This window comes from Aeromonas sp. MR16 (genome assembly GCF_022549315.1).
In the GTDB taxonomy this organism is placed as follows: domain Bacteria; phylum Pseudomonadota; class Gammaproteobacteria; order Enterobacterales; family Aeromonadaceae; genus Aeromonas; species Aeromonas aquatica.
On the sequence record NZ_JAKZFK010000023.1, the window covers coordinates 36,842 to 53,610 of the forward strand.

The window sequence follows — 16,769 nt, forward strand, 5'->3', positions numbered from 1 at the left end:
TGTTACTTGAGGATGATTGAGGATGCCGCAGTTTCATCTGGTTCGACTGATGCGGGAACGCATTGCCCGCCTTGGCAACAAGGCCGCCCTGCGCGTCCAGCAGGATGGCCAGTGGCGTGCCATCGGCTGGCGCACCCTGGGTCAGGCGATGGACTATTGCGCCCAGGCCCTGATCCGTACCGGCCACCAGCCCACCGAGATGGTCGGTATCTATGCCCGCAACATGCCGGAATGGACCCAGGCAGACCTCGGCATCCTCGCCGCCCGCGGCGTCAGCGTGCCCATCTACCCCACCAGCACCCCGGAGCAGTTGCGCTACATAGTGCGTGACGCCAACATCAGCCTGCTGTTCGTGGGGGAGCAGCAGCAGTTCGATCAGGCGCTCCAGCTGTTGAACAATGGCGAGATCCGCCAGATCGTCACCCTGGACGGCACCGTCGATCTGCGCGGCTGTCCAGAGGCCAGCCACTTCCAGACCTTCCTCTCCTCCGGCAACCATCAGCCGAGCGAACAGGCGCTGCGCGTCCGCGAGCAGCAGTACCGGATGGACGACCTGCTGACCCTCATCTACACCTCGGGCACCACGGGTGAGCCCAAGGGCGTCATGCTCGATTTTGCCAACGTCGCCGCCTGCTTCGAGATGCACGACAAGCGTCTGGATCTGAATCAGCAGGACGTCTCCCTGTGCATGCTGCCGCTGAGCCACGTGTTCGAGCGCGTCTGGACCTACTACGTGCTCTACTGCGGCGCCGAGAACGTCTACATCCGCGATCCCCAGAAGGTTATGGACGTCATCGGCGAGGTGCAACCGACCGTGATGTGCGCCGTGCCGCGCCTCTACGAGAAGGCCTACGCCATGATCCAGGCCAAGGTCGCCCAGGCACCGCGCCTGCGCCGCGCCCTGTTCGGCTGGGCCACTAAAGTTGGCCAGCAGATGGTGGCCACCCGTCAGGCGGGCGAATCCGCCTCGCCGCTGCTCTATGCCAAGCTCGCACTGGCGGAGCGGCTGGTGTTTCGCAAGCTGCGCGCCCGCTTCGGTGGCCGCACCCGCTTCCTGCCGGTGGCTGGCGCCCGCCTCGCGGACGATGTGAACCTCTTCTTCCAGGCCATGGGGCTCAACCTCAAGTACGGCTACGGCATGACCGAGACCACGGCCACCGTCTGCTGCTTCGAGGATCAACAGTTCAAGCTGGGCTCCATCGGCACTGTGCTCAGCGGCATCGAGGTGAAGCTGGGTGAGAACAACGAGCTGCTGGTTCGCTCCCCGACCGTGATGCGCGGCTACTACAACAAGCCAGAGGCCACCGCCGAGGTAATGACCGAGGATGGCTTCCTGCGCACCGGCGATGCCGGCGAGATGGACGACAAGGGCAACCTCTACTTCACCGAACGCCTCAAGGAGCTGATGAAGACCTCCAACGGCAAGTACGTGGCACCGCAACTGGTGGAAGGCACCCTCGGCAAGGATCGCTTCATCGAGCAAATTGCCATCGTCGCCGACGCCCGTCACTTCGTGTCGGCGCTGATCGTGCCCTGCTTCGAATCGCTGGAGGAGTACGCCCGCTCCATCAACCTGCAATATCAGTGCAAGACCGAGCTGCTGCGCCACTCCCGGGTGGTGGAATTCTTCGAGTCACGCATTCATGAGTTGCAACAGGAGCTGGCCAAGTTCGAGCAGGTGAAGAAGTTCACCCTGCTGCCGAGCGCCTTCTCCATGGAGCTCGGGGAGATCACCCCCACCATGAAGCTGCGCCGCAAGATCATCGAGGCCAAGTACCAGAGCGAGATCGAGGCGATGTACAGCCACGTATAAGCAATTGAATATTTTTACATACACCACATAAATAAAGGCCACCCTAAGGTGGCCATTATTTATCTTACAAAAACCATCAGTTGGCTACTACCATATGAGACGTCTTGTTGCTGAGCCCAATTTGTCCTAGCCCATAAATCTGGATAATTCGTAGTCCAAACACCTTTTTTATACCGATAAAAATTTCCTTGATAATCTAAACTACCAGGATGGCCGACTACTGTATAGTCTAGGTTTTCGAGCGAACAACCCTCTTTCTCAGCATGAACCAATACTTTCTTACTTAAATTATCACCCAATGGTGAACAGAATTTTTGGTTACTTGCTTGCGATATATTCATAACCCCCCATACATTTGTATCAGGCTGTAAAAACAAGATCTCTGTTGACTCATCCTTTAATTGCACCCATGCACCTGGATTGAGATACTGATTGCTATTTAATTCAGTGAGCGTTTCAACGGGAATATAAGGCTCTTTATTATACCTCACGGCAACCAAGCGCCAACCACCTCCATCAATTTCCGTATTGCAGTATAAACCGTGATACCAACCAGTTTCTGTTGCTAAGCGACAGTCAGGTGTTTCCTCATTACCCCATTCAATGCGGAAGTCGCCACCATTACCATCAATATCATACCAAACACCCTGGTATTGCCGAACATCTATTAGTTTACCAAGATAATAAGTATTTTTTTGATTCGAACTTTGCTTTAAATTTACTATCTTTTCATTTTCGATAAAACTACCATTTATCAAATCACCACTATTACCTGGAGATATTACACCGTTCTCAACATTCACCACTATTGTTGATGATGAGGCAGTACCGCTGTCCAGGACTCCATCAACCCAAGAATCCATTGTAAGTCTATAGTCTTGTTCTACAGCAGACACACCAATTGGAATTAAAAGTGAAAATATAATCGCCTTCATATAACCTCCACGCTAAAGGTAGAATGATATATTACTTTAACTCAACATAAGGAGGCTCACATGGGGTGTTGACTTTGAAGGGTAGCCATATTTTAAAATGAACCTATCTAGTGGGTTATTTGGTACGAATCCTTCCAAAACAAATATATTAAACATATTAAATTAGAATGCTTGAATCGTAAGACTATAAACCACTGTATTTTACGCCACCCATTGATGAAAGGGCCCCGAAGAGCCAATAGACAGAAGGTAAAGCCCAGGGTCGTTAAGCAGAGCCACGTTTAGGCCAAGGTTTCCCCCAAACAGCAAAAGAGGCACCATGGCGCCTCAGCCCAGCGCCCACTCCACCGCCGCCTCCGCATGAATGGCGGTGGTGTCGTAGAGCGGCACCGCAGCCTTTGCATCCTCCACCAGCAGGGCTATCTCGGTGCAGCCCAGGATCACCGCCTGGGCACCCGCCTGCGCCAGCCCGGCGATGATGGCGAGGTATTCGGCCCGGGACGACTCGCGAATGTCGCCGAGGCAGAGCTCGTCATAGATGATGCTGTGTACCCACTCCCGCGCAGCGTCGCCGGGCACCAGCACCTCCAGCCCGAACAGCTCTTGCAGTCGTCCCTTGTAGAAATCCTGCTCCATGGTGAAGCGGGTGCCGAGCAGGCCGACCCGGGTCACCCCGTCTGCCCGCAGGCGCCTGGCGGTGGCGTCCGCGATGTGCAGCAGCGGAATCTCGATGGCGGCGGCTATCTCGGGCGCCACCTTGTGCATGGTGTTGGTGCCTATCAGCAGGAAATCGGCGCCACCGGCCTGCAGATCCCGGGCGGCGATGCTCAGCAGGCGGGCGGTGGCGGGCCAGTCCCCCGCGTGCTGCAGCCGCTCTATCTCGGCGAAGTCGACGCTGTTGAGCAACACCCGTGCCGAGTGCAGGCCGCCGAGCCGGGCCCGCACGCCCCGGTTGAGCGCCTGATAGTAGCTGACGCTGGACTCCCAGCTCATGCCCCCCAGCAGACCGATACATTTCATAGCAGCTCCTCTCACCATGGAGGGTGACAATGCCGCCACCCGCAGACAAAAAAGGCCCCGCAGGGCCAACAAGACAGAGGGTAAGGCCAAAGGCCTAAATCCAGATCATCAGCACGCAGGCCGCCGTGGCGAGCCCCATGGTTCGGTTGAAACGACGCCAGCCCCTGGCGGTGCGGATGAGTCGGCGCACCTGGGCACCGAACAGCACCCAGAAGGCACCGGTGTAGAGGCCGGTCACGAAGAAGATGCCGAGCACCCAGCCGGCGGATGGCCAATAGGCTTCTCCCGCCAGGGTGAAGCCGCTGATGGCGGAGAGCGCCATCATCCAGGCCTTGGGGTTGAGCAGTTGCAGCATGGCCCCCTGGTGAGCCGGGATGAGCGGCCTGTTGCCCTCGGCCGGGCCGCTGGCGGTCGCCACCTTCCAGGCCAGCCAGAGCAGGTAGGCCGAGCCGAGGATCTTGAGCCCCTCGTGCAGCAGCGGCAGCTTCTCGAACACCACCCCCAGCCCCAGTGCCATGGCCAGGATCATCAGGTTGATGCCACCCACCACCCCCACCAGCAGCGGCACCGAGCGGCGAAAGCCCTGGGCCGCACCGGCGCTGGTGAGCAACATGTTGTTGGGGCCCGGCGTGCCACAGGTGATCAGGGCAAAGCCCGCCAGGGGAAGCAACCAGTTCAGATCCATCTCAACCTCATAGAGTGACAGCAAGCTCCCTAATATGCAGAGCCTGCGCCCTGACGACAAGGTCAGCAATGCACTTTATTTGCATTAATAATCAGTCACTCATCAATACCAGAGCATCACCACACAGAGCGCGGTCAAGGCGCCCAGGCTGCCGTTGAGGCGGCGCCAGCCTTTATCCGAATTGATCCAGCGGCTGAGCTGATGACCGAACAGCACCCAGGCGAAGCAGACCGGCAACCCCGCCATGGGGAAGACGGACATGATGCCCCACAGGCTCGGCCAGTAATCATTCCCCGGCAGGCTGAACAGACTGATGGCCGAGATCCCCATCATCCAGGCCTTGGGGTTGAGGAACTGGAAGCCCAGCCCTTCCAGGAAGGTCAGCGGACGCGAGCGCCGTGCCGGATCGCCGGGGGCACCGGCCACGGCGATGCGCCACGCCAGCCACAGCAGATAGAGGCTGCCCAGCACCTGCAGGCTCAGCTTGAGCAGGGGCCAGCGCTCGAACAACGGATAGAAGCCGAGCGCCAGCACCAGTTGCAGCACCGGCTGGCCCACCACCACACCTATCAGATGCGGCAGGGTGCGGCGCACCCCGAAGTTGGCACCGGATGCCGTCAACATGAGATTGTTGGGCCCCGGGGTGCCACAGGTGAGCAGGGCGAAGCCAAACAGGGTGGCATACCATTCCATGGTCATGGATTTATCTCCCATCAGATCATATTGTATCGATACAATGTGGGTATCGAGGTTGTTTAACGGCTGATATTCACGCTATATTGAGACAATCTTGCGATCAATGGATTTATTGTCACCATGACAATCTGGACCCCCAACCTCGACGCCTTCGAAGGCCCCCTCTACCTGAAACTGGTCAAGGCCATAGAACAGGCCATCCATGGCGGCACCCTGCCGCCCCAGACCCGGCTGCCGACTATGCGGGCGCTGGCGGACAAGCTCGGCGTGACGGTCGGCACCGTCACCCGCGCCTACGCCGAGGCCGAACGACGCGGTCTGCTGGCCGCCAGGGTGGGCCACGGCACCTGGGTCAGGGGGGAGGCGGATCCCGCAAACGAGTGGGTGATCCGCAACGAAGACAGTCACCGCATCGAGCTGTGGCAGAACCTGCCGGTGCAGCTGGACAGGGCCGCCATCATCAAGCCGATGCTGAACGAGCTGGCGGAAGGGGATCTCAATGCCCTGCTCGGCTATGACAAGGAGGCGGGACGGCTCGAGCAGCGCCAGCTGTTCGTCGACTGGCTCACCGGCCTGGGGGTCCATTGCCGCGAGGAGCACCTGCTGTTCAGCCACGGTGCCCAGCACGGCATCATGCTGGCCCTGCTCGCCACCGGCTGCGTGGGGGAAACCATCCTGTGCGAGGGCCTCAGCTACCCCGGCATGCTGGGCAACGCGCGCCAGCTGAAGAACCAGGTGGTGGGCCTGCCGCTCGACGAAGAGGGATTGATCCCGGCGGCGCTGGATGCGGCCTGCCGCCAGCGGCGGGCCAAGTTGCTCTATTTGACCCCCACCCTGCAGAACCCCACCACCGCCATCATGAGCCTGGCGCGGCGGGAGGCCATAGTCTCTATCGCCCGTCGCCACGACCTGCTGATCATCGAGGACGACGTCAACGGCCTGCTGCCGGAGACCACCACTCCCCCCCTGGTCAATCTCGCGCCGGAGCGGGTCATCTACCTCGGCAGCCTGGCCAAGATCGCCTGCGGCGGCCTGCGCGTCGGTTTCGTGCTGACACCGCCGTCCCTGCGCAACGGCTTCGCCCAGGCGATGCGGCTGTCGAGCTGGATGGTGAGCCCGCTGCTCATCGAGCTGGCCTGCAAGCTGGTGAGCCAGCACCAGATCATGCCGCTCATCGAGCTGCAGAGACGGATCCTGGCGCGCCGGGGAGAGTTGCTGCGCCACCTGCTGCCAGGCGCCCGCTGGCAGCCGGGCTCCATGCACGCCTGGCTACCCCTGCCCGAGCCTTGGCGCAGTCAGGAGTTTGCCGAGGCGGCCAACGCCCTTGACGTCGGGGTCGCCAGTGGGGAACACTTCGCCGCCGGCCAATTTGCCGCGCCGCAAGGGGTGCGCCTGAGCCTCAGCCAGCCCGCCACCGACGCCCGTGTCGCCGAGGGGCTCGAGCGTCTCGCCGGCCTGCTGCGAAGCGCACCGCCGACCAATCCCCTGCTATAGTCAGTGGCCCGCCCAGAAGGAGCCTTCATGTTGCCACCCCGCGCCCCCTTGTTACTCATGACCCTGCTGCTGGGAGGCTGTGCCGCCCCCGCCCATCAGCAGCTCGGCCAGGCCCTGAGCGGACTGGAAGGGGAGCTGGCACGGCTGGAGGAGGAGCTGGCAGCCATGAACGGGCTCCACTACCAGAAGGCCATTGACGCCCCCGTCGCCCTGCGTCGCTATCTCGAGGCGCCCTCCCCCACGGCGGAAGGGCTGGTGCCCGCAGAGATAGCACTGCAGGATGGCCCCCTGCTGCGCTATCGCTATCAACTGCCGGCGGGCATGAAGGCGCTGCCCACGGACAACCCCTGCCTGCGTTACGAGTTCGAGCTGCGCCACCTCGGCCGACTCGGTCAGCTCGATCTCGTCTGGCAGGGAGATGGCCATCAGGGGCGCCACCTCATCCAGCAGGCCGACTGCCCCTTCTCCGCCAAGGGGCCGGGGCTGCAATAAGCAGCGCCAGATGCCCAGATACAAAGAGGGGTTGGCCACTGGCCAACCCCTCTCGCTTTATCCCTTATCTCTTTAAGCCCGTCAGATGATGCCTCGCACCAGAATGCCGGCGATCAGCAATGACACCACCGGCCACCGACATCCTCTTGCTATCCACAACCGGCTCTACAGGAGGTCAGATGATGCCTCGCACCAGGATACCGCCGATCAGCAGCGGCGCCACCAGCCGCCAGCACCAGAGCAGGCAGCCACGCATAAAGGGCGACAGGTCGGCGGGCAGAATGCTGTCTCCCAGTCGCCAGCCCAGCAGCAGGGTCAGCACCAGGCCGAACAGCGGCATCATCAGGTTGGAGGTGAGGTAGTCCAGCAAGTCGAATATCGTCTTGCCAAACAGGGTCAGCTCGCTCCAGGGGCCGAATGACAGGCTGACCGGGATGCCGGAGGCCATGATCAGCAGGGTCAGCACCCGGCAGGCACCGCGGCGGGACCAGCCCCACTCCTCTGTGGTGAAGCGCACCAGGTGTTCCAGCATAGAGATGGAGGAGGAGAGCGCCGCCACCAGCAGCAACAGGAAGAACACCACCCCCAGCCCCTGGCCGAACGGCAGGTGGCTGAACACCGCGGGCATGGTCATAAAGGTGAGGCCTGGCCCGGCAGTCGGGTCAATGCCCGTGGAAGCCAGCGCCGGGAAGATCATCAAGCCCGCCAGCACCGAGATGAGGCTCGCCAGGGTCACCACCCAGACGCCGGATTTCAGCACCCCCTCGCTGTTTGGCAGGTAAGCGCCATAGGTGGTGTGCACCCCCAGGCCGATGGAGAGGGAGAAGAAGGCGAGCCCCAGCGCATCCAGCACGCTCTGGCCGGTCAGCATGGAGAAGTCCGGCAGCAGCAGCTGGCGCACCCCGGCCAGGGAGCCCGGCATGGAGAGCCCCACCGCCACCAGCAGCAACATCATGATGAACAGGGCCGGCATCATCCAGCGCAGGGCCCGCTCCACCCCCTTCTGAATGCCCCCCTGCACAAACCACCAGGTGAGCGCGGCAAACACCAGATGGGTCAGCACCGGCCACCCGGGATGGCTGACATAGCCGTTGAACAGGGCGGTCAGCGCCGAACCCTCGCTCAGGTTCAGCTTGCCCATCACCGCCAGCGCCGCATAGCCCACGGTCCAGCCGCCGACCACGCTGTAGAAGCTGTAGATGAAGAAGCCGCACAGTATCCCCATGTAACCCATCCAGCGCCAGTTCGGCCCCACCAGCTGGTTGAAGGCGCCGAGCACCCCGCGCTGGCTGCGGCTGCCGAGCAATGTCTCCCCCACCAGCACCGCCACCCCCAGGGTGAAGCTGAACAGCAGGAACACTAGCAGGAAGGCGCCGCCGCCGTTGGTGGCGGTCACATAGGGAAACTTCCAGATGGCGCCGAGGCCGATAGCGGTGCCGGCTGCCGCCAACACATGCCCAAGACGGGAAGACCACTGAACCTGGCTCATACAACCTCCGGGTAAGACAACATCGAATCGAGACTCCTGACCATGACGGGAAATAAAAAAGGCCGCCTCTGGCGACCTTTGCAATGAACATTCAGACAAACTGCGCGTGCAAGGTCACCTCTCTTGCGAGCTAAAAAATCGACCAAAGGAGGTGATGAAAGGTGACATGAGGGGGTGACCCGAACGCAAAACAGGGGGCACAGCCTAAACCATGGAAAGAGAGGTTGACAGTTAATAGTCCCCATGGGCCCATAAAACAGAATATTGATGGTTAAAAAAATCAAATTACCCATCAAAAATATCGACAAGGCCCGCTTTGTTGGATTTTTCCATATGGTCAATCCCGCCACGACGATGAACGCTGACCACCCGGCGGCCATATCATCATGGCAGTTCAAGGCGGTGGACCTGGGGCCCGCCGCCGAGTTTACAGCAGACCCCGCACCAGGATGCCGCCGATGAGCAAGGGGGCCAGCCAGCGCCAGCAACCCATCACCAGCTGGCGCCAGTGGGGAGCCAATCCCTCGGGCAGCGCCTTGCGGCCGAGCTGCCAGCCAAGCAGCAGGGTGAGGGCCAGGCCGAACAGCGGCATCAGCAGGTTGGAGGTGACGAAGTCCAGCAGCTCGAAGATGTTCTTGCCAAACAGGGTGATGCTCGCCCAGGGGCCGAACGACAGGCTGACCGGTATGCCCCCCGCCATCACCAGCGCCGTGATGAGGCCGCAGGAGGCGCGCCGCGACCAGCCGAAACTCTCGCAGAGGAAACACTGCAAATGCTCCAGCAGGGAGATGGAAGACGAGAGCGCCGCCACCACCAAGAGGGCGAAGAACACCACCGCCAGCCCCTGGCCGAACGGCAACTGCTGGAACACGGCCGGCATGGTCATAAAGGTGAGCCCCGGCCCGGCAGTCGGGTCAATCCCCGTGGAGGCCAGCACCGGGAAGATCATCAGGCCCGCCAGCACGGCGATCAGGCTCGCCAGCAGTACCACCCAGAGGCTGGAGCGGCCAACCCCTTCGCTGGAGGGCAGGTAGGCGCCATAGGTGGTGTGGATGCCAAGGCCGATGGAGAGGGAGAAGAAGGCCAGCCCCAGGGCGTCCAGCACCCCGGACATGCCGAGCTTGCTGAAGTCCGGCAGCAGGAAGTGGCGCACCCCGGCCATGGCATTGGGCAGGGTCAGGCCGAAGGCCACCAGCAGCAGGATCATGATGAACAGGGCCGGCATCATCCAGCGCAGGGTGCGCTCCACCCCTTTTTGTACCCCGCCCTGCACGAACCACCAGGTGAGACCGGCGAACAGCAGGTGGGTCAGCACGGGCCAGAGCGGATCCCCGACGTAGTCGTTGAAGCGGGCGGTGAGCGCCGCCCCGTCCCCGTGGCGCAGCTCACCCGCCAGCGCCATGCCGGTGTAGCCCAGGGTCCAGCCGCCGACCACGCTGTAGAAACAGAAGATGAGCAGGCTGCACAAGAGCCCCATGGCACCGACCCAGCGCCAGCGTTGGCCCAGCAGCGTGCCGAAGGCCCCCACCACCCCGCGCCGGCTCAGGCTGCCGAGCAGGGTCTCTCCCATCAGCACCGCCACCCCCAGGGTGAAGCTGAACAGCAGGAACACCAGCAGGAAGGCGCCGCCCCCGTTGGCGGCGGTGACATAGGGGAACTTCCAGATGGCGCCGAGACCGACCGCGGAACCCGCGGCGGCCAGGATGTAACCGAGCCGGGATGACCATTGGGACTGCTGCATAAGAACTCCGAGCGAGGGGCCCGCCCACGGGGCCCGAAATGGCGCCCAGAGTACGCCCGGGGGCGCGCAATCACTCGGCGTATATCCGGCTTAAAACCGCTTTATTGGCAGCAATGACCAATAATATTCGGATTACTACCCAAAGATGCCACCCAATAAAAACCGGAGCCTATTTGCTCCGGTTTTCGATCCCTTAAAGGTGGGCGTCAGGTTAGATAACCCCCAGCTCCCGCAGCCGCTCCATCAGGTAGCTGTGGGCGGTGTGACGCTCCGAGAGCACCACGTCCGGGCGCGGGTGCAGGAACAGCGGCAGGGAGATGCGGGACTTAGCGGCGCTGCCACCGGTCGGGTTGATGACCCGATGGGTGGTGGAGGGGTAGTAGCCGTGGGAGGCCTCCTGCAGCATGTCACCTATGTTGATGATCAGGGTGCCAAAGTCGCAGGGCACGTCCATCCATTCACCATCGGATCCCTTCACCTGCAGGCCAGGCTCGTTGGCGGCGGGCAAAATGGTGAGCAGGTTGATGTCCTCGTGGGCGGCGGCACGGATAGCCCCCGGCGCCTCTGTGCCGTCGAACGGCGGGTAGTGCAGCACCCGCAGCAGGGTCTTCTGGCTCTCTTCGATCATGGAGGAGAGCGGGCAGCTGTAGTGGGCGGCGATGTCCTTCGGGGTGTACTGCTCCACCCAGCCGAGCAGCTCGGCGGCCAGGTTGTTGGCGAGGGCATAGTACTCCATCGCCTGGGCCTTCAGCTCCTCCGGCATCTGACCCCAGGGGTAGAGATGGAAGTACTCTTTGAGATCTTTCTGGGTGTTGCCCTTGGCCACCTCGGACACCGACGGCGGGAAGTAGCCGTCCTGGGTCTCGCGCTTGAACAGGAAGTCGTGCTTCTGCTCGCTCATGAAGAAGCGATACCAGTTGTCATAGATGGACTGCACCAGCTCCTTGGGGATGGGGTGATTGGTCAACACCCCGAAGCCGGTAGTACGCAGGGATTCGGTGAAGCGCTCGGCCGCATCGGGGGAGCGATAATCGACGGTCAGGACTTTCATTGTTTTTGTTACGCGCCAGTTAAAAGTAGGCGCAGTTTACCTTGCCTCCCCCGGCAAGAAAAGTCTGCCAAGACTGCGTCCGCAACAGGTTGAAAGTATTGATAAAAACATCATGTTATCCCGGTTGCGGTGGAGACTTGTCCTGATCGTCCATCCTCTCTAGAATGCCTGCACTTTCACATTAGGAGCCCTCCCATGTCCCCCAGGATGCTGTTGCTGACCCTGCCCCTGCTGCTCGCCGGTTGCAGTTCGCTGTCGGAAGAGGAGTGCCGCGCCATGAGTTGGTACAACCAGGGCTATCAGGACGGGACAGAGGGCAAGACCCGGACGGCCAGCAGCGGCTACAGCAAGACCTGCGGCGAATATGGCCTCAAGGTGGACGAAGCCGAGTGGCAGCGGGGCTACGCCAAGGGACTGGAGCTCTACTGCATCCCCGAGCTTGCCTACAGCAAGGGGCGGGAGGGGAACGAATACCTGGGGGTCTGCCCCAACGACACGACCTTCCTCACCCAGTTCGAACGCGGTCGCAAGGAATTCCTGCTGGCACAGCGCCTCGGCGAGCTGGAGCAGGAACTGGAGCGGACCGAGCGCAACATCTACCAGCTGGATCAGCAGATCCGGGGCGAGAGCGACAGCAAGCAACGGGACTACTACCGCGGCCAGCGCGAGCGGGCCATCCGCCATTACGAAGGAGTACGCCGGGAGTACAACCGCATCCGCTTCCCGGATCGGGTGATCCAGTTCTCCTTCGGCAGTTGAGCGTCAGGGAGGGCGCTATCCCCTCCCGCGCCTCCAATGAGGATCAGGGGCGCCCCGACGGCAGTGCCCCCTGGTCCCAATCTTTCGAGAGATCAGGAGGGCAGTACCCAGCGCTGCAGTGCCAGCGCGATGCCATCCTCGTTGTGATCCGCAGTGACCTGGTGGGCGTGCGCCTGGATCTGGGGCGCCGCATTGCCCATGGCCACCGCCAGCCCGACCTGCTCGAACATGCTGATGTCGTTGTTGTTGTCCCCAAAGGCCACCACGTTTTCCATCGCAATGCCTTCGCTCGCGGCCCACTGGGCCAGCCGGTTGCCCTTGCTGCAACCGGGTTGCACCAGCTCCACCGCATAGGGCGCCGCCCAGTCCTGGGTAAAGGGCAGACCCTGCACCACCTCCCCCACGAAGCGATGCAAGCGGCCGGGATCCTGACTGAACAGCTCCAACTTCCAGACTGGTTTCTGCAGCCAGGCCTCGATATCCTCCGCCGGCAGCAGGGAGATCTTGAGGTGCGCCGGCAGCTTATCCGACCGACTCTGGATGCGGGTGACATACTCCTCGCAACCGATGTAACCGATGCCGTCGCTCAGGTGGAACTGCGCCTCCATCTGCTGGGCCTCGACCTCGGCCAGCAGCGCTCGAAGGGGCGCCACCGACAGGGGATCCCCCGCCAGGATACTGTCTTGCAGCGGATCGTAGAGGTAGGCGCCGTTGCTGCAGATGATGGGGGTGTCGAGGGCCAGCTCGTGGTGGAAGGGGCGCGCCGTCATGAAGTGGCGGCCCGTCACCAGCAGTACCTTGATGTCGTGGGCGCGGGCCTGCGCCAGCGCCGCCCGGGTCGCGGACGAGATCTTGTGATCCCGGGTCAGCAGGGTGCCATCCATATCGAGCGCAATGGCCTGGTAATGACTCATATCACCTCCAAGAATATCGAACCGTGCGAGGTGCCATACAGTCCCGGTTCTAGCGCAATGGCCTGAAAACGACTCATATCACCTCCAAAGGCTGGGCATCGCCGGGCGCATGATTGAGAGAGGGGTCGCCGAGCGATGGGGTAAAACGAAGCAAAGAGCCATACCGTCCCAGAGTCGGCGCGACTATGCAAGTCCCCGCTGCCCCGCCGTCGCCAATCCGTGATCCCGTCGGCCGGGATCAGCCCGGCTCGGCCTGGGCACCCGCCTGCTCGCGCCTGTCCGCCGCCCGCCGCAGACCATAGAAGCCGAGGGCGCAGCCGATCCCGGCGAGGGTCGCCAGATAGAAGGGCCACTCGGTGTCCGCCAGCAGCGCCACGCTGCCCACCACCACCGCCAGGATCTCGCTGCCCACCGCCAGCCCGCGGTAGAGCCCCATCGCCTGCCCCTGCTGCTGGGGATGGCTGCGGTTGGAGACGGCAACCGAGGTGGCCAGCTCCCCCAGGCTCATGCCGATGCCGGCCGGGATGAAGGTGAGTGCCAGCCCCCACCACTGAGTGGGCAGCACGAACATCAGCATGCCCGCCGCCATCACCAGGTGACCGACGATGCCGAGGCTGCTGCCACGCCAGTGACGGGCGAGTTGCTCCCCTATCCAGGAGCCCAGCATCATGGGCACGCTCACCAGCACGGCCCCCTGCGCCAGTTGCACCGGATCCCAGGCCAGCCGCTCCACCAACCAGACGTTGAAGTAGGTGAAGTAGAGCTGCACCGCCCCGTAGCTGAGCAAGGTCAGCGCGAAGTAGGGCAGCAGCCGGGGCTGTTGCAGCAGTTGCCAGGTCGACAGCGGTGCCAGGGTCTGCTCCGCCGCCACCGGCGGCCGGTTGGGAATGAGCCAGAGGATCAGCAGCAGGTTGACCGCCGTCATGGCCACCGCCAACCAGGCCGCCAGGCTGTAATCCCCGGACATCACGGCGGCATAGCCCCCGATCATGGGGCCCAGCACCCAACCCAGGTTCATGCCGATGTTGATCCTGGCGAAGTTGCGCGCCTTGGTCTTGGGGGTGCTCATGTCCGCCGCCATGGCCTGGACGATGGCGATGTCACCGTTGAAGAAGCCCTCCAGTACCCGGCTCAGCAGGAGCAGCGGCAGGGATCGCCAGGCGATGCCGAGCGCCATCAGGGCATAACCCGCCAGCACACCGACGAGGCAGAGGGTCAAGATGGGTTTGCGGCCATAGCGGTCGGACAACTTGCCGAGCCAGGGCGCCCCCAGCAGCTGAAACAACGGGTAGAGCCCCATGATGACCCCGAGCCACAGCTTGCGGCTCCAGTCAGAGGCCTCCGGGGTCAGCATACCCTGGGCCGGATCCAGCATCAGCGGCGCCAGCACGGGAGAAGGCAGGCTGAAACCCGCCACCGCCAGGGTCACCGTCATCACCAGCACCCAGAGACTGGCCTGCGTCTTGATTCCTTCCATGTACGCCTCATTAAATAAAGTCATTTGTTTATTTATACTGAGTGGAGACGGGGTATTAAGTAAAGTGAATTGTTGATTTAAATGAATCCCCTCCCCATAATGGCCCATCAAGGCCTGCTGTTCCTGCTCTAGATGCCACCGAGCGCGCCTGCCGATAACGAGAGTCACCCAATGAACGCCAGCACCGACAAGATACTCTTCCTGCTCAAGATGCTGTGGCTCCCCCAGAGCGCCGCCTCCGGCGAGTGCCTGTCGATAACGAGAGCCACCGAATGAACGCCAGCACCGACAAGATACTCTTCCTGCTCAAGATGCTGTGGCTCCCCCAGAGCGCCGCCTCCGGCGAGTGCCTGTCGATAACCAAGGCCACCCAATGAACGCCAGCACCGACAAGATCCTCTATCTGCTAAAGACTCATGGCCCCCAGAGCGCCGCCGCCCTCGGCGAGCAATTGCAGATGACCTCCATGGGCGCCCGCCAGCATCTGATCGCGCTGGAGGCCGAAGGCTGGGTGGGCTTTAGCGACGAGGCCCGTGGCCGGGGTCGCCCGGTGCGGCTCTGGCACCTGACCGATCAGGCCTGGCAGCGCTTCCCCGACACCCACAGCGAGCTGGCCCTGCAGCTCATCGACGACGTCCAGCAGCTGTTTGGCGAGGAGGGCACGGAACAGCTCATCGCAAGGCGGGAGCAGCAGATGCGGATCCGCTATCAGGCCGAGCTGAACCAGCCAGAGCTGGCACAGCGGCTGGCCGCGCTCAAGACGCTGCGCAGCCGGGAAGGCTATATGGCAGACATGCGCCAAGAGGAGGATGGCAGCTGGTTGTGGTGGGAGAGTCACTGCCCCATCTGCGCCGCCGCGCGGGCCTGCCGGGGATTTTGCAGAAGCGAACTGGCGCTGTTTCGCGAGCTGCTGGCCCCGGCGGGGGTGGAGCGGGAGCAATATCTGCTGGAGGGGGATCAACGCTGTCTCTATCGCATCAGGCCGCAGCCCTGATGGTCAAACGCCAGAAACAACAAAGCAGGCGCCGGGATGCCTGCTTTGTTGCCTTCGGGGAGGAGATGCTCTCGTTCCAGCCTGTCGTTTCCCGATAGAGTCGGACGGCTGATGGGGCGTTTGACCCGGTAAGGTCCTTCACCACAGAGACCTGGTCGGGTATCTGTTTTGCCACCGGAAGATGTAACCATGGTACCCTTCCCGCCGCGGTGAGTGGTTGTGAAGTAGCAAGTTTTTACAGTTGTTTTTGCAATAGTTCACCCTTAATCTAGGGAAAGTGAATCAGTAATTGCAACGAGGAACGGATAATGCTGAAACTGGATCGTATCGACAGGCATATTCTGGAGTTGATGCAGGAGAATGGCCGCATCAGCAACCTGGAGCTGGCCGAGCTGGTCGGTCTCTCCCCTTCCCCCTGCTCGCGCCGGGTCAAGGCGCTGGAAGATGCCGGTCTCATCGATACCCACGTCACCCTGCTCAATGCCCGCCAGCTGGGGCTGACGCTCACGGCCTACATTCACATCTCCATGGACAGGCACACCCCGGAGCGGTTCGAGAACTTCGATCGGGCCATTCAGGAGCTGCCCGAGGTGCTGGAGTGCGATCTCATCACCGGCAATGACGCCGACTATCAGCTCAAGGTGGTGGTGCGGGACATGGAGCACTATCAGCACTTCCTGCTGGACAAGCTGACCCACATCTCCGGCGTGACCGGCGTGCGCTCCAGCTTCGTGCTGCGCCGCATCAAACACAAGACGGCGCTGCCCCTCAATCATCTGGGCTAGCCACGATGGGATCTGACCATAAACAAGAGGAGGCCCTGGCCTCCTCTTTTGTTGCTTCAGCCCTGGTTCGCGGCCGAGCTCAGACCGCCACCTGACTGACGTCCTGCACCTGCAGGAGCCAGCCGGCCTGCTCCTGCTGGGGCTCGCCACTCAGGCGCAGCCGCTCACCGGCAGGGACCCAGTGCCCCTCTGGCAGGGAGACCAGCAGGCTCTCGCTGCCGTTGTCGAACACCCAGCGATCTTCGCCGAGCGACTCTATCAAATACCCTTCCATCTCCACTCTGGACTCGGCTTGCCAGGACGGCGCAACGGAATCACGGCTCTCGATGAAATCCCCCTGAACACCAAAACTGGCCAGCCCCCACAGAATGGAGAGCCCGACGATGGATGACTGCATCTCTCTCTCCTTTGATGGCACTGTGGG

17 protein-coding genes are annotated in these 16,769 nt (G+C 62.0%); 7 read left to right on the top strand and 10 right to left on the bottom strand.

Annotated features, from left to right (window positions below):
- Positions 1–22: 22 nt before the first annotated feature.
- Positions 23–1,813, top strand: a complete 1,791-nt coding sequence (locus MM194_RS15770) for a long-chain fatty acid--CoA ligase (protein WP_241344084.1) — start codon at positions 23–25, stop codon at positions 1,811–1,813.
- A 59-nt stretch (positions 1,814–1,872) separates the two neighbouring features.
- On the opposite strand, the gene MM194_RS15775 is transcribed toward MM194_RS15770, so the two are convergent.
- The 4 genes from MM194_RS15775 to MM194_RS15790 form a co-directional block, all read right to left on the bottom strand.
- A complete protein-coding gene (locus MM194_RS15775; RefSeq protein ID WP_241344085.1) occupies positions 1,873–2,748 on the bottom strand; it encodes a hypothetical protein in 876 nt (291 codons plus the stop codon).
- Positions 2,749–3,075: 327 nt separating this feature from the next.
- The gene (locus MM194_RS15780) at positions 3,076–3,768 is read right to left on the bottom strand and encodes an aspartate/glutamate racemase family protein (protein WP_241344086.1); all 693 of its coding nucleotides are present in this window, start codon (positions 3,766–3,768) and stop codon (positions 3,076–3,078) included.
- Positions 3,769–3,862: 94 nt separating this feature from the next.
- Entirely contained in the window at positions 3,863–4,453 is a 591-nt protein-coding gene (locus MM194_RS15785) for a LysE family translocator (RefSeq protein ID WP_033129705.1), read from the bottom strand.
- A gap of 102 nt (positions 4,454–4,555) precedes the next feature.
- Positions 4,556–5,152, bottom strand: coding sequence for a LysE family translocator (locus MM194_RS15790; protein ID WP_241344087.1), 597 nt, complete (start codon positions 5,150–5,152; stop codon positions 4,556–4,558).
- A gap of 117 nt (positions 5,153–5,269) precedes the next feature.
- Between MM194_RS15790 and MM194_RS15795 the strand changes: the two genes are divergently transcribed.
- Together MM194_RS15795 and MM194_RS15800 are read left to right on the top strand one after the other, a co-directional pair.
- Positions 5,270–6,643, top strand: a complete 1,374-nt coding sequence (locus MM194_RS15795) for a PLP-dependent aminotransferase family protein (RefSeq protein WP_241344088.1) — start codon at positions 5,270–5,272, stop codon at positions 6,641–6,643.
- 27 nt (positions 6,644–6,670) lie between these two features.
- Positions 6,671–7,135 carry a hypothetical protein gene (locus MM194_RS15800; protein ID WP_033129702.1) on the top strand — a complete coding sequence of 155 codons (465 nt, stop codon included), beginning with the start codon at positions 6,671–6,673 and terminating at the stop codon, positions 7,133–7,135.
- 175 nt (positions 7,136–7,310) lie between these two features.
- Here the strand turns inward: MM194_RS15800 and MM194_RS15805 are convergent, their stop codons facing one another.
- Entirely contained in the window at positions 7,311–8,624 is a 1,314-nt protein-coding gene (locus MM194_RS15805) for a sodium-dependent transporter (RefSeq protein ID WP_241344089.1), read from the bottom strand.
- Between the two features lie 267 nt (positions 8,625–8,891).
- Between MM194_RS15805 and MM194_RS15810 the strand changes: the two genes are divergently transcribed.
- Positions 8,892–9,086 (top strand): hypothetical protein, encoded by a 195-nt coding sequence (locus MM194_RS15810; RefSeq protein WP_152599045.1) that lies wholly within the window; start codon positions 8,892–8,894, stop codon positions 9,084–9,086.
- Here the strand turns inward: MM194_RS15810 and MM194_RS15815 are convergent.
- Both MM194_RS15815 and MM194_RS15820 read right to left on the bottom strand, forming a co-directional pair.
- A complete protein-coding gene (locus MM194_RS15815; RefSeq protein WP_033129700.1) occupies positions 9,052–10,365 on the bottom strand; it encodes a sodium-dependent transporter in 1,314 nt (437 codons plus the stop codon). The two genes, MM194_RS15810 and MM194_RS15815, sit on opposite strands and share 35 nt — an antisense overlap.
- Positions 10,366–10,576: 211 nt before the next feature.
- Entirely contained in the window at positions 10,577–11,416 is an 840-nt protein-coding gene (locus tag MM194_RS15820) for a 2OG-Fe(II) oxygenase family protein (protein WP_033129699.1), read from the bottom strand.
- A 195-nt stretch (positions 11,417–11,611) separates the two neighbouring features.
- Between MM194_RS15820 and MM194_RS15825 the strand changes: the two genes are divergently transcribed.
- Positions 11,612–12,175 carry a DUF2799 domain-containing protein gene (locus tag MM194_RS15825; RefSeq protein WP_241344090.1) on the top strand — a complete coding sequence of 188 codons (564 nt, stop codon included), beginning with the start codon at positions 11,612–11,614 and terminating at the stop codon, positions 12,173–12,175.
- Between the two features lie 92 nt (positions 12,176–12,267).
- Here the strand turns inward: MM194_RS15825 and MM194_RS15830 are convergent, their stop codons facing one another.
- Together MM194_RS15830 and MM194_RS15835 are read right to left on the bottom strand one after the other, a co-directional pair.
- Positions 12,268–13,089: a Cof-type HAD-IIB family hydrolase gene (locus MM194_RS15830; RefSeq protein WP_033129697.1), complete on the bottom strand. Its 822-nt coding sequence runs from the start codon at positions 13,087–13,089 to the stop codon at positions 12,268–12,270.
- A 238-nt stretch (positions 13,090–13,327) separates the two neighbouring features.
- Positions 13,328–14,566 carry an MFS transporter gene (locus MM194_RS15835; RefSeq protein ID WP_241344091.1) on the bottom strand — a complete coding sequence of 413 codons (1,239 nt, stop codon included), beginning with the start codon at positions 14,564–14,566 and terminating at the stop codon, positions 13,328–13,330.
- A 373-nt stretch (positions 14,567–14,939) separates the two neighbouring features.
- Here MM194_RS15835 and MM194_RS15840 point away from each other — a divergent pair, with 373 nt between their 5' ends.
- Together MM194_RS15840 and MM194_RS15845 are read left to right on the top strand one after the other, a co-directional pair.
- A complete protein-coding gene (locus MM194_RS15840) occupies positions 14,940–15,560 on the top strand; it encodes a transcriptional regulator (RefSeq protein ID WP_241344092.1) in 621 nt (206 codons plus the stop codon).
- A 308-nt stretch (positions 15,561–15,868) separates the two neighbouring features.
- Positions 15,869–16,345 carry an Lrp/AsnC family transcriptional regulator gene (locus MM194_RS15845; protein WP_033129694.1) on the top strand — a complete coding sequence of 159 codons (477 nt, stop codon included), beginning with the start codon at positions 15,869–15,871 and terminating at the stop codon, positions 16,343–16,345.
- Between the two features lie 79 nt (positions 16,346–16,424).
- Here MM194_RS15845 and MM194_RS15850 read toward each other — a convergent pair whose 3' ends face one another.
- Positions 16,425–16,742, bottom strand: a complete 318-nt coding sequence (locus MM194_RS15850) for a hypothetical protein (protein WP_033129693.1) — start codon at positions 16,740–16,742, stop codon at positions 16,425–16,427.
- Between the last annotated feature and the right edge of the window lie 27 nt (positions 16,743–16,769).